This is a genomic window from Bradyrhizobium sp. CCBAU 11386 (assembly GCF_028128955.1).
GTDB lineage: Bacteria > Pseudomonadota > Alphaproteobacteria > Rhizobiales > Xanthobacteraceae > Bradyrhizobium.
In genome coordinates, this window is the sequence record NZ_LBKA01000228.1 from 18,104 (window position 1) to 31,055 (window position 12,952).

Genomic DNA, 12,952 nt, shown 5'->3' on the forward strand with positions numbered 1-12,952 from the left:
TTACGGGTGCAAACCCCGTATTGCCATCTTTCCTCCGATCGACGTCTCGCAAACCCTTCCGATCATCCATATGTTGCCCCCATGAAAAAGATCGGATTCCTCTCCTTCGGCCACTGGACGCCCTCGCCGCAGTCGCAGACCCGCTCGGCGGCGGATACGCTGCTGCAATCGATCGAGCTTGCGGTTGCGGCGGAACAGCTCGGCGCGGACGGCGCCTATTTCCGCGTGCATCACTTCGCGCGCCAGCTCGCCTCGCCCTTTCCGCTGCTGGCCGCGGTCGGCGCCAGGACCAGCAAGATCGAGATCGGCACCGCCGTGATCGACATGCGCTACGAGAACCCGCTCTACATGGTGGAGGACGCCGGCTCCGCCGATCTCATCGCCGGCGGGCGGCTCCAGCTCGGCATCAGCCGCGGCTCGCCGGAGCAGGTGATCGACGGCTGGCGCTATTTCGGTTACCGGCCGGCCGACGGCCAGAGCGACGCCGACATGGGCCGCCGCCACGCGGAGGTCTTTCTCGACCTGCTCCGCGGCGAAGGCTTTGCGGAGCCCAATCCGCAGCCGATGTTTCCGAATCCGCCGGGGCTGCTGCGCCTCGAGCCGCACGCGCAGGGTCTGCGCGAGCGGATCTGGTGGGGCGCCGGCTCGAATGCCACCGCGGTCTGGGCGGCGAAGCTCGGCATGAACCTGCAGAGCTCGACGCTCAAGAACGACGAGACCGGCGAAGCTTTTCACGTGCAACAAGCCACCCAGATCCGCGCCTATCGCGCCGCGTGGAAGGAAGCCGGCCACACCCGCGAGCCGCGCGTATCCGTCAGCCGCAGTATCTTCGCGCTGATGAACGATCGCGACCGCGCCTATTTCGGCGGGGAGCGCGGAGGCGAAGACCAGATCGGCTTCATCGACCCGCAGACGCGCGCGATCTTCGGCCGCTCCTATGCGGCGGAGCCTGATGTGCTGATCGAGCAGCTACGGCAAGACGAGGCGATCGCCGAGGCCGATACGTTGCTGCTGACGATCCCCAACCAGCTCGGCGTGGACTACTGCGCGCATGCGATTGAGGCGATCCTGACACACGTTGCTCCGGCGCTTGGGTGGCGCTGAGAGATCTGGCGAAAGCCGTGCATCACATGTCGGCCAATTCGCCACCGTTGATCTGTTGACCCAATGCGTCAAGGGCATGTCGGCCCCATCATTGATGGGCAACCGCCACCCAGGCGTTGGAACTTCGTCGCATCGCGAACCGACGCCATGACACGCGACCTGCCAGGACGCTGCTCCGCCGTCTTCTCGCCCCCATTGTCATTCAGGGAGTTAGGCGGGGCGGCGCTATGGTGGGCATAGTTCCCAAAGGTTCCGTGTGATCGTCCGACATCTTCTACAACGCGACTCTCATCATTCTCTTTCGCGCCGCGCGCTCCTGCGCGGGCTTGTCTCGGCAGGCAGTGCTCTCGCGCTGGGCGGATGCGCAGGCTTGGGCGCGACCGGCGCGCGCTACGACGCGTCGTCCCTTTCCGGTGATCCCACACTGCTCGTCGCCACCACACGAAAGCCCGTGAAGGGCGGCCGCACGAAACCCTGGTTCGGGCCGGAGCGCGCGACCGCAATGACGGTCGCGCGGGCAAGGCTGGTGGCGCCGGACGAGAGCCGACTTTCCCTCGCCTCGGTCGGACTGGGCGATTGGCGCCTGGATCAGGTCGAACCGGTGCAAGCCGAAATTGGCGATCTCCTTGCGCAGGGCGGCGCGGGAGGAGACGTGCTGATCTATGTGCACGGCTTCAAGCAGACATTCGAGACGGCCGCGCTCGACGCCGCCCATCTCTCCGATGGGATCAAGTTCCGCGGCCGGACCATGGTGTTCTCCTGGCCCTCCAAGGCAGGATTGTTCGACTATGCCTATGACCGGGACAGTGCGATGTGGTCCCGCGACGATTTCGAACGCGTGCTCTCTTCCCTCGTGTCGACGTCAGGCGGCGCCCGCGTGCACATCGTTGCGCACAGCATGGGGACCATGCTGACGCTCGAGAGCCTGCGTCAGCTCTATGCGCGATACGGCGACACTGTCACGAGCAGGATCGGGACGGTCGTGTTTGCCGCACCCGACATCGACATGGACGTGTTCACGTCGGCGATCCACCGCATCGGTCCGCTTGCCGGCAAGATCACCGTGATCGCCGCGACGAACGATCGCGCTCTGGCTCTGTCGGGACAAATCGCGGGTGGAATGACCAGGGTCGGCGCCGCCGAGAAGGCTGTCATCCAGCGGCTCGGCGTGCGCGTGGTCGATGCTTCCCAGGAAGGCTGGAGCATCATCAATCACGATCTGTTTCTATCGAGCGCGGAAGTGCAGCGGGAGATCCGCCGTTCGATCGGCAGTACGACCGCGTAAGAGCGTGCACTTGCGGCGCATTGTGGACTTCCCGATGGACGCGGGGCGCAGCGATGCCGCGCCTGCCGCAGCGTTGGCCCTGCATCACCCCGCCTTCACACCCGCCTCGATCAACATCTTCGCCGCCGCAAGCGCCGACTGCGCGGGGCCGTCTTCGGACTGCTGGCCGGTGACGTGGATGCCTTCGATCAGCAGCAGCAGGGCGTCGCCGAGCGGCGCTCGGGTGGCATTGAGACGATCGGAGGCGGGCGCCCGCCCTCTAGCTCACCCCGTCTTCGTACCGGTGATGACGGCCAGCGCCTCGACGAGGCGGTCGAGATCGGCCTCGTCGGTGAAGAGCGCCGGCGCCACACGGATGCATTGGCCCTTGGCGACGCCGGCCCGGCGCACCGTCATGACCCTGTGGCTGTCCCGGAGCTTCGCCACGATAGCCTCGTTGTCGGCCTTGCTGGTCTTGCCGGCGAGGCGAAAGGACGTGATCGCGCCATACGAGCCGGCTTCATCCGGCGTCAGGATCTCGATGTCCTTGAATCCTCGGGCGCGGCTCACCCAATAGTCGCGCAGATAGCGCAGGCGGGCTTGCTTGGCCGCGGCGCCGATCCGCTGATGCAGCGCCACGGCCGTCGGCACCGTCAGCACCGTGGCGAAATTGACCGTGCCGGTATGAACCCGCGAGCGGATATCGGTCTCCGCAAAGTCCTCGTCGCCCATGTCGCGGTCGATGTCGGCGAGGCGGTTCTTGCTGATGTAGAGAAAGCCCACACCGAGCGGCGCGCCGATCCATTTGTGCAGATTGAAGCCGACGAAATCGGCCTCGAGCTCGCCGACCCGGAAGTCGATCTGTCCCCACGAATGGGCGGCGTCGACGATGGTGTCGATGCCCTTTGCCTTTGCCATGCGGGCGATCTCGGCGACCGGCATGACGAGGCCGGTGCGATGGCTGACATGAGTCAGGAGCAGAAGTTTTGTCTTCGGATTCGTCTCGATCGCACGGGCATAGGCGTCGAGCACCGCCCGGCGGGTGGCGGGCTCGGGCACATCGAACTTGACCACGTCGACACCGCGGCGCGCTTTAAGCGCGTTCATCGCATACTGCATCGAATCATAGTCGAGGTCGGCGTAGAGCACGCCGTCGCCAGGCTTCAGCCTGTTGTAGCCGCCGATGAGGAGCTGCAACGCTTCGGTCGCGCCGCGGGTGAGCGCGATCTCCTCGGGCGCCGCGCCGACCGCCTCCGCCACTTTGGTACGCACCGCCTCGAAATCCGCACCCGCGCGCTGCCGCGCATAATAGGTGTTCTGATAGTTGATCATGTCGGACTGGCGGATGAACTCGCGCCTCACGGGCTCAGCCATGATGCCCCAATAGCCGTTCTCGAAATTGACGACATCAGGCGTCACGGCATAGAGCCGCTTCACATCCGCCCAATAGGCGTTGTCGGTGGCGGCCGCGACGGCCGAACCGGTCGGCGCCGAAAGGCCCTCGGCCGCCATCGCCGGCGCGGCAAGCGGTGCCAGGGCTGCGGCCGCGAGGCCCTTCAGAATCGACCGGCGGTCGGGCGAAATTGTTTCAGTCAGATGCATATCAGCCTCCACGATGCGCGGCGAAAGGAGCAGCAATCAATAGAGCGCGAATGACAAAGCGGTGACAGTTCGATGATGTCCGGCGCGTCCGATTGCGGTTCGGTCGTTTGCCGGGTGGCCGCGTGTCGGCCTTCTCGGTCGGGACCGCTTGGGTTCAGGAAGACCCCAAACAAGGGGACGCACAACTTGATGAAGTGGTTCGCGACCTCGTCAAGCGTCCGAACGCCGGCGGCTTGCGCGTCAGGCGCGTGCGCGCGAATACAAGGTCCTGAGACGGAAGACGAAGCGCGCCTGCTCGCGCGTTCTCAGAATAGAGCGGCATTGATCGCCTGTCCGTAGATCATCGCGGCCACGAGGCAGAGCAGCAGGCCCGCACCCGAGAAGATCATGATGACTTTGAGAATCTCGACGTCAACGTTGGTTCTCGTCGCACGGGAGATTGCCTTTGCCAATGCAGCCATCATCGCCAGCTCCGAACCAGGCCGCTCGTAGGCGAGGCCTAAGCTGATCTAACGCCATTGGGTGCGTTTGCGTGTGAAACAGATTACAGGTGATCTTGAACCGAAACCGGCCGATCGGGCAACGTCCACCCGGCTGCATCGCCTCGGCCGCCCGGCATCCACCGAACCATGCAGGAGAACCCGCTTGCCAAGGCAGAACATCTCGTCCGGTTACGCTTTTGAAAACGCGTACGGATATTCGCGGGCCGTCCGCGTCGGAAACCAGGTCTTTGTCTCCGGCACGACGGCCCGGCCGCCGGAGCTGGGCGGCGATGCCTATGCGCAGGCGAAGGCCGCGCTGGCGATGATTGCCGACGCGCTGGCCCAGACCAGCGCGGACCTGCGGCACGTCGTTCGTACAGTGGTCTACGTCATCGACATGGCGGACATCCAGCATGTTGCCCGCGCACATTCCGAAGCCTTCGACCGGGTCCGCCCCGTGAGCACGCTTGTCCAGGTCGGCGCCCTCACGCCCGCCGCCGCACGGGTCGAGATCGAAGCAACAGCGATCATCCACGACTGACCGGCCAACGACCGGCCGCAGCGCTCAGCTGATGTTGAGAAGGATCCGCCCCGACTCGCCGCTGCGCATCAGATCCAGCGCGTCGTTGATGTCATCGAGCGCGAACTCGTGGGTCACGATGCCGCGGTAACTGACCTTGCCGGCATCGCTCAGACGAACCAGACGTGGGATATCGCGCGCGGGCTGGCATTGCCCGCCTTCCGAGCCCTTCAGCACCTTCTCGAAGTGCAGCGGCAGCGTATAGATTTCGGCCTTCTCGCGGGGAACACCGACAAGGATGCAGCGGCCCTTCTTCGCCGTGATCTCGTAGGCGAGCTCGATCAAGTTCTTGACGCCGGTGGTCTCGACGACCTTGTCGGGTCCGTCGGCCCCCGTGATGGACCGAACCTCGGCGGCCACATCCTTGACCGCCTCGGAGTTGATGGTGTGGGTGGCGCCGAACTGCCGGGCCATCTCGAGCTTGTTGTCGAGGCGGTCGATCGCAATGACCGGCCAGGCGCCGACCATCGCGGCAAACTGCACGATGTTCAGCCCGACGCCGCCGACGCCGAACACGACGACGGCTTCGCCGATGGCGATTTGCGCGTCGTTGTTGACGACGCCGAGCGCGGTCGTCACCGCGCAGCCGAGCAGCGGCGCGCTGCTGCGATCGATCGAGGGGGGAACGGGCGTGACGCGATTTTCCGACACCACGGCGTATTCATTGAAGGTGGTGACCCAGCCCGCGTTGAGGCGCTTGCCGCGCCAGGAATAGACCGGCGTATTGGACTGCACGCCCTTGCCCGGCCGCCAATGCATGACGACGGTGTCGCCCTGCTTGCAGGAGACGACGCCGGGTCCGGTTTGGACGATGGTCGCCAGCGCTTCGTGCCCCAAGAGGTGCGGCAGAAACTTGTCGACGCCCTTGACGGCGTCGATCTCGTTGATCTGCGCGCCGCAGATGCTCGACGTGTGCACGTGCGCAAGCACCTGGCCGTGCTCGAGCGTATCAGGCAGGGTGAACTCGTCGACGATCAGCGGCTTGCCCGATTCGACGAGAATCGCCGCCTTGGCAGTCTTGATATCCATGAGCAGCGCCCGGTCACTCGAAATAGATGAATTCGTAATCGCCGGTGTAGCCGAGCTTTCCGTAGAGCCAGATCCATTCCGATGTGTGCAGGATGGACTCCGCCGTCAGCGCCCAGCATTCGAGGTTGTGCAGCTCGGCAACGTTCCGGTAGCCCTCGACCATGACGTATTTGTTCTTCCCGACCCGCTCGATCTCCTTGAGCGCCGCATCGAGCTCATAGAGCCTGAGATTGTGCAGCGTGCCGAGCGAGATGACGAGGTCGAAACTGTCGTCGCCATAGGGATAGACATCCTGGGCGCGATAATTGAACAAATACGGCCTCACCTGCTCGTGGGAATTCGCAAGACCGTGCTTGGAGATATCGAAGCCGACGACCTTCAAGCCCGGCAGGATCTTTTGCATCTCGTACAGCAGGAAGCCCTTGCCGCAGCCGACGTCGAGTACGCTGGAGCCATCCTTCAGGCCATAGGCTCGATCAGCGCCTTGGCGACCGGCGCCCAGCGCCCCTCGATGAAGCGGTAGCCGCCATAGCCGAAGCGACGATCGCCATCCCAGTAATCGGCCTCGTATTCCCGCGCCTTCAGCGAGCAGCCGATCTTGTCGTCGTTCATGCGGCCCATGTAGTCGCGCTTGGTCGCGGTATGCAGTGGCGTCACAATATTCAGTAGTCGTCCCATTGAGCCCTCGGATTCCAACACGCGCTGAGATTGTCTCGACCGGCCTGGGGAGCCCAGCGTCGTGACCTGCGACTCCCCCTAGCATTTGTGCTGAAGGTCGTCATTGTTTCAGATCAATGATCGTGCGGCGACGCCAACAACAACGTGCCGACGCGCACGACCGACGTCAGCCGTCAAGCATCGGAGGATTGCTCCGCCTCACCGACCGAGAGCGTCATCGATGGGACAAGTCGGATCAACCTGCTTCGACAGGCCTTCGCGTTGGCGCGGCGCTGATGTCAGGCGGACGCTTCGGCCGGCTCCGACATCGTCACCCGGTTCTTGACGCTGGGGCGCTCCTGCATCCGGGCATACCAGGCTCGAAGAGCCTCGCACTCCGCAGGCACCGGCAGCTTCAGGAGCTCCGCAAAGATCAAGCCGCCGATGACCGCGATGTCGGCCATCGAGAAGGCCTCGCCGGCGACGAATGGCTGCTGTTTCAGAATGCCGTCGAAGTAGTGCATGCCTCTGAAGGCCTTGTCGCGCTGACGCAGGCCCCACTCGGCGTTCTGATAGACCTCGACCTCGGGCCCAAGCCCGGGCGTTGCGTGATGAAAGTACACACTGATCGCGTCGAGCAGCTCCAGCTCGGCGCGCTTGTTCATCATGTGGATCACGCCCTTCTCGCGGGGCGTCCTGCCGGTGAGCACGGGCGCGCCGTCGAGCAAGTCGAGATATTCGGTGATGGCGGTGCATTCGCCGATGAAGGTGCCGTCGTCGAGCTCGAGCACCGGCAGCGTGCCCGAGTAGTTCTTGGCGAGGAACTCGGGTTTCTTGTGCTCGCCCTTGCGCAGGTTGACCGACACGAATGTGACGCGCGGCTGCAGATTCTTCTCGGCGATGGCGATGCGGACGCGGGCCGGGTAAGGGCCGGTGGCCCAATCGTGAATCTTCATCGCTGAACCTCTTCGTTTCCATCTACCTGCCACTTGGTAGGCAACTATAGCCTTCAAAACCTGGCAGTCAAAGCCTATCTGTCACTTGGTAGATAACGAAGCGGTGAGGCGCCGACATGAGTTCCAGCGCGCGGGAAGCCATCATGGCGGCCGCCAGACGCACCGCACAGGCGCACGGCTATGGCGGCCTGAACTTCCGCGATCTCGCCGCTGAAGTCGGCATCAAGGCCGCCAGCATCCACTATCATTTCCCCAGCAAGGCCGATCTCGGCGCAGCAGTCGCCAGACGCTACTGGGAGGACACCGCGACGGCGCTCGACGCCATGCTGGCCGAAACCCCGGATCCCCTGCGCTGCCTGCACCGCTATCCCGACGTGTTCCGCAAGGCGCTCGAGAACGGCAACCGCATGTGCCTGTGCAGCTTCATGGCCGCCGAGCATGACGACCTGCCGGACGCGGTGAAGCGGGAGGTGCAGGCCTTTGCCGACGTGAATGTCGCCTGGCTGAGCAAGGTTCTGTCCGCTGCGGCGCCGGCCGGCACCGGGGAGTGCGAACGGCGCGCACGAGCGATCTTCGCCGCCATCGCCGGTGCCCAGCTCCTTGCGCGAAGCCGGTCGGATCTCTCGCTCTACGACGCCTTGATCGACAGCTACCGCGCGGCCGGTCTGCTGCCGGCATGACGGATGGTTCCCGCGGGATCGCCCCGATGACACCATGAGAGTGGCGGCAACGCATGATTGCGTGCACCATAACGGCCGATTCGAACTTCGTGGACGCCTTGGTGCCGCGGACGATCTCGGTGTCGGGGGAGGACTTCATGCGTAAACCCGAACGCAAGCCCGGCTAGTGTTGGCCGAAATGCATCACCATGCGGCTTTTCACGATCCAGTTCTGGTCGCGTTATCGATTCTGATCGCGGCCCTCGCCTCCTATACGGCGTTGGACCTGGCGACCCGGATGCGAGCAGCTTCGGGAAGGGCCCGCCGATCCTGGCTGGTCGCCGCGGCGATCGCCATGGGCGGCGGCATCTGGTCGATGCATTTCGTCGGCATGCTGGCCTTCAGCCTGCCTGGAATCGAGATCTCGTACGATCCATTCCTGACTCTGCTCTCGCTGGCCATTCCGATTGCCGTCGCCGCTGCCGCCTTTGCCGTTGTCGGACGCCGCCCGCAGGCGCTGCTCGCATCCGGCTTCGCGATGGGACTTGGCATCTCCGGCATGCACTATACCGGCATGGCCGCGATGCGGATGGCGGCCCTCCTACAATATGATCCCCGCTGGGTCGTGCTCTCGATCCTGATCGCGATCAGCGCCTCGATCGTGGCGCTCTGGCTCGCCTTTCGCAACACCAACGCGGTCCAGCGGCTGTTCGCGGGCCTGGTGATGGGCCTTGCGATCTCCGGCATGCATTACGCCGCGATGGAAGGCGCCATGTTCGTGCCGACGAGCACCATGGCCCGGCAGGCAGGACATCTCGGCGTCGGTCAGGCGCCGCTCGCGTTCCTGCTCGCCGGCATCACCATCATCATCCTGAGCATCGGGATCGCGGCGGCCGTCTATGACAGGGTATCGGCGGAGCGGGCCCAACGCGAGGCCGACGCACTGAGGCGCAGCGAAGAACGCTTTCGGCTGCTCGTCGAAGGTATCGTCGACCACGCGATCTTCATGCTCGATCCGGACGGGCGCGTGGGCAACTGGAATCTCGGCGCGCGCCGGCTGATGGGCTATGGCGACGACATCGTCGGGACGAGCTACGCCATTTTTCACACCGAGGAAGATTGCGCCGCCGAGACGCCCGCGCGCGCGCTCGTTGAAGCCGAGCGGGAGGGGAAGTCCGCCATCGAAGGCTGGCGGGTGCGCAAGGACGGCAGCCGCTTCTGGGCGGAGGCAACGATCGTCGCGGTCCGGAACGAAAGCGGCGCAATCGCCGGCTTTGCCAAGATCGTGCGCGACGTCAGCGAACGGAGACGGGCGCAGGAAGCGCTGGATCGCGCGCGCGAAGCACTGATGATGTCGCAGAAGATGGAGACCATCGGCCAGCTCACCGGCGGCGTGGCCCACGACTTCAACAACCTGCTGGCGGCCGTTCTCGGCAGCCTCGAGCTCTTGAAGAAGCGCCTGCCGACGGGCGATCCGAAGATCCAGCGCCTGTTGGAGAACGCGATGCAAGGCGCGGCGCGGGGCGCCTCGCTGACCCAGCGCATGCTCGCTTTCGCGCGTAAGCAGCACCTCAAGCCGGCGGTCGTCGATGTCGGCGAGCTGGTGCGCGGCATGGCGTCATTGCTGAAATTCGAGGCCGGAATTGGTGTCGAGACCCGGTTCCCGATGCATCTGCCGAAGGTGAAGGTCGACGCCAACCAGCTCGAATTGGCGATCCTCAACCTCGCGGTCAACGCGCGCGATGCGATGCCGGATGGCGGCCTGATCACCATCGCCGCGCACGAGGAGCAGGGCGAAGGCGGCCATTCGAGCAGCGGTTATGTCGTGCTCTCGGTCAGCGACACGGGCTGCGGCATGAGCGAGGAGATTCTCAAGCACGCCCAGGAGCCGTTCTTCACGACCAAGGGCGTCGGCAAAGGCACCGGGCTCGGCCTGTCGATGGTCCATGGACTTGCCGAGCAGTCCGGCGGCAGGCTCGTCTTGAAGAGCCGTCCCGGAGAGGGCACGACGGCCGACATCTGGCTGCCGATCGCCGAGGCGACCGCGGTGCCAGACCCGCGCACGGCGGCTCCGGCACCCGTAGCCCGGGCCAGCCGGCAGCTTTCCGTGCTCGTCGTCGACGACGACCTCCTGGTGCTCGAGAACACGGCAGCGATGCTTGAGGATCTCGGGCACATCGTGGTCGAGGCGCTCTCGGGCGATGAGGCTCTGGCTTTGCTCCGCCGCACGCGCACCGTCGACCTGGTCGTGACCGACTATGCCATGCCCGGCATGACCGGCCTGCAGCTTGCCGGCGCCATCGCTGCGGAGCGCCCGGAGACGGTCATCCTCCTCAGCACGGGATACGCGGACCTCCCGAGCGACGCGCGATCCAGCCTGCCGCGCCTGGCAAAGCCGTTCGACCAGGCCGCGCTTGCGAAGGCGATCGAGGCGGCGATGGGCGAGGAAGAGCCGGCCGGATCCGTCGTCGCGTTTCGGCCGAAGAGCGCATGAATGCCTGATGATGAACGGCGCGCCATTGCCGATGACGGCGTGCAGGTTTGATTCCGCCATTTTCAGAACCGCTTGGCCTCCAGGCGAAGGGCGCTCAGAAACGCCTCCGTGCCGGCACTCAAGGTTCGGTCCTTCAGTTTGAAGACGGCAGTCGGGAACTCCCACCTCGGCAGCTCGACCCGAAGTGGTTTCAGGAGGGCACACCAGGGTTGGAACGCAAGCACGGAGCCAGGAACGAGAGTCAGGAAGCGACCGCCAAGCAGCAGGCCCGCTCGGAGATTGAAGGAATTGCTAAGAATCCGGTTCGTGGGTGGCGAGAGGCCTTCGGCGGCGCATGCCTTCATGAGGGGCGAGCTTTCGTCGAGCTCGAACGGCGAGATGATCCAAGGCTCGTCGATCAACTGGCGCAGTCGCAGATTGCGACGGGCGATCCAAGGGTTTCCAGCGCCCGCCACGACGACAAGCCGCTCGTGGTAGAGGTCCTCGACTTCGATATCGGACTCCGGCGTGCCGCGGATGAGCCGGGTGACGGCCAGCTCGCCCCGCCGCTCGCGGAGATAAGCCTGCAGCGTGGACGGCGTGATGGCCTCGACATGGAATTGCAGGTGGGGATGCCGCTGCGCTACACGCTCGATTGCTGCGGGGACGAGACCCGCCGCCCAGATCTCGCTAGCCGCGATGCGCACCTCGCCGGTGCCCGGCTTCGACGCTGCGGCGCAGTTCGTCGAACACGGCAGCGGCATGCTTCGAAAGGGCAACCCCGTATCCGGTAAGCTCGCTGCCGCGGGAAAGCCGGTCGAACAATGGCACGCCAAGCGTGCGCTCGAGACCCGCGATGGTGCGCGAGACGACGGGGCGTGAAACCGACAAACGCTGCGCGGCTTTCGCCATGTTGAGCTCTGCGGCGACAACGAGGAATACGTGTAAATCGCGCGGCGACAAGCGCTGCCCAATGCGATCCGGCCAGTTCATCCGACGTACCTATACTGCTACACATCAGTGACAAATGAGAGCTTCAGGCTACGCCTGCGCCTTGCTAACCTCCAGCGCAAATGCAAGGCAGGGGATTGGAAGAGCCATGATGAAATCGATCGTAGCCGCACTCGTCGTCAGCGCGGCTTACCTTGGTCCGTCACCTGCAGCGGCCGATGAGATCGTCGTGTTCAGTACGCCGTCCTTGAAGCCCGTATTGGATCATCTTGGCCCGAAGTTCGAGGGATCGACCCGGCACACGCTCAAGGTCACTTACGCAGCCGTCGCTGCGCTGAAGCGTGAGATCGATGGCGGCGCTGCATTCGACGTCGCTCTGCTGTTGCCCGCTGCGGTCGACGACCTCATCAAGGAGGGAAAGGCCGCGCGCGCCTCCCGAACCGATCTCGCTGTCGCCCTGGTCGGCGTCGCCGTCCGCAAGGGGCTCCCGAGACCCGACATCAGCTCACCCGATGCGCTGCGACGATCCTTGTTGTCGACCAACTCCGCTGCCTACGGCGCGGACAGCGCCAGTGGAAAATACTTCCTCAGCTTGATCGATCGTCTCGGCATCGGCCCGCAGATGCAGACGAAGCTCAAGACGGTCAGCGGAAATCCGGTCGAAGCCGTGGCGCGCGGCGATGCCGATCTGACCGTCATCACCGTACCCAACATCGTCACCGTTCAAGCGGTGGAATTTGCAGGCGTGCTGCCATCGCCTCTGCAGAACGTCACCACTTATACCGCGGTGGTTTCTGCCGCGGCTGAGAACTCCGCGCCCGCCAACGCTTTCGTCCAATATTTGAACTCGGCCGACGCTACTGCTGCCTTCATTGCCAACGGGCTGCAGCGGCCAGCGCCGTGAGGCCGCGCGATTGGCGACCGGCGAGCTCCATTCTATTTGATTGCGATCACCAAGATCGCCGCAGGCAGGTGTCCGCCACAATCGCAAAAACGGCGGGTTTCGGCTTGTCAATTTGTACCGAAATGGCGCGCCATCCGGAACAAAACGACGAACTCCTACACAATTGAAACTCCTTGTGATTTTGCGAGTGCTCACGGCGCTGCGATCCTCCCCCGCCGACTTCGGCCTTAAGCACGCCTCATAACTCTGCGCGCCATGGCGGCTTCGGGATGCTAGTATCGTGAAGGCCGC

General features: G+C 64.5%; 12 protein-coding genes and 1 pseudogene. 6 read left to right on the forward strand and 7 right to left on the reverse strand.

Annotated elements, in window-relative coordinates:
* Window positions 1–81: 81 nt before the first annotated feature.
* Window positions 82–1,104: an LLM class flavin-dependent oxidoreductase gene (locus XI09_RS21375; protein ID WP_271568600.1), complete on the forward strand. Its 1,023-nt coding sequence runs from the start codon at window positions 82–84 to the stop codon at window positions 1,102–1,104.
* 256 nt (window positions 1,105–1,360) lie between these two features.
* Complete coding sequence (locus tag XI09_RS21380) at window positions 1,361–2,389, forward strand: alpha/beta hydrolase (RefSeq protein ID WP_271568601.1); 1,029 nt, start codon at window positions 1,361–1,363, stop codon at window positions 2,387–2,389.
* 264 nt (window positions 2,390–2,653) lie between these two features.
* Here XI09_RS21380 and XI09_RS21385 read toward each other — a convergent pair whose 3' ends face one another.
* Window positions 2,654–3,970 (reverse strand): aminotransferase class V-fold PLP-dependent enzyme, encoded by a 1,317-nt coding sequence (locus XI09_RS21385; protein ID WP_271568602.1) that lies wholly within the window; start codon window positions 3,968–3,970, stop codon window positions 2,654–2,656.
* A 305-nt stretch (window positions 3,971–4,275) separates the two neighbouring features.
* Entirely contained in the window at window positions 4,276–4,434 is a 159-nt protein-coding gene (locus tag XI09_RS21390) for a hypothetical protein (protein WP_271568603.1), read from the reverse strand.
* 181 nt (window positions 4,435–4,615) lie between these two features.
* Between XI09_RS21390 and XI09_RS21395 the strand changes: the two genes are divergently transcribed.
* Window positions 4,616–4,993, forward strand: a complete 378-nt coding sequence (locus XI09_RS21395; RefSeq protein ID WP_271568604.1) for a Rid family hydrolase — start codon at window positions 4,616–4,618, stop codon at window positions 4,991–4,993.
* Between the two features lie 24 nt (window positions 4,994–5,017).
* Here the strand turns inward: XI09_RS21395 and XI09_RS21400 are convergent, their stop codons facing one another.
* From XI09_RS21400 to XI09_RS21410, 3 genes and pseudogenes are all read right to left on the reverse strand, one after another.
* Window positions 5,018–6,061: a zinc-binding dehydrogenase gene (locus XI09_RS21400; protein ID WP_271568605.1), complete on the reverse strand. Its 1,044-nt coding sequence runs from the start codon at window positions 6,059–6,061 to the stop codon at window positions 5,018–5,020.
* A 13-nt stretch (window positions 6,062–6,074) separates the two neighbouring features.
* A pseudogene (locus XI09_RS21405) lies at window positions 6,075–6,760 on the reverse strand (class I SAM-dependent methyltransferase).
* 257 nt (window positions 6,761–7,017) lie between these two features.
* A complete protein-coding gene (locus tag XI09_RS21410) occupies window positions 7,018–7,674 on the reverse strand; it encodes a glutathione S-transferase (protein ID WP_271568606.1) in 657 nt (218 codons plus the stop codon).
* Window positions 7,675–7,790: 116 nt separating this feature from the next.
* On the opposite strand from XI09_RS21410, the gene XI09_RS21415 reads away from it, so the two are divergent.
* Window positions 7,791–8,354, forward strand: coding sequence for a TetR/AcrR family transcriptional regulator (locus tag XI09_RS21415; protein ID WP_271568607.1), 564 nt, complete (start codon window positions 7,791–7,793; stop codon window positions 8,352–8,354).
* 178 nt (window positions 8,355–8,532) lie between these two features.
* Window positions 8,533–10,827: an MHYT domain-containing protein gene (locus tag XI09_RS21420; RefSeq protein ID WP_271568608.1), complete on the forward strand. Its 2,295-nt coding sequence runs from the start codon at window positions 8,533–8,535 to the stop codon at window positions 10,825–10,827.
* Between the two features lie 62 nt (window positions 10,828–10,889).
* Here the strand turns inward: XI09_RS21420 and XI09_RS21425 are convergent, their stop codons facing one another.
* A complete protein-coding gene (locus tag XI09_RS21425) occupies window positions 10,890–11,513 on the reverse strand; it encodes a LysR substrate-binding domain-containing protein (protein ID WP_271568609.1) in 624 nt (207 codons plus the stop codon).
* Window positions 11,497–11,799 carry a helix-turn-helix domain-containing protein gene (locus XI09_RS21430; RefSeq protein ID WP_271568610.1) on the reverse strand — a complete coding sequence of 101 codons (303 nt, stop codon included), beginning with the start codon at window positions 11,797–11,799 and terminating at the stop codon, window positions 11,497–11,499. The genes XI09_RS21425 and XI09_RS21430 overlap by 17 nt, the downstream gene beginning before the upstream one ends.
* Window positions 11,800–11,905: 106 nt before the next feature.
* On the opposite strand from XI09_RS21430, the gene XI09_RS21435 reads away from it, so the two are divergent.
* Complete coding sequence (locus XI09_RS21435) at window positions 11,906–12,661, forward strand: molybdate ABC transporter substrate-binding protein (RefSeq protein WP_271568611.1); 756 nt, start codon at window positions 11,906–11,908, stop codon at window positions 12,659–12,661.
* The last annotated feature ends 291 nt before the right edge of the window (window positions 12,662–12,952 follow it).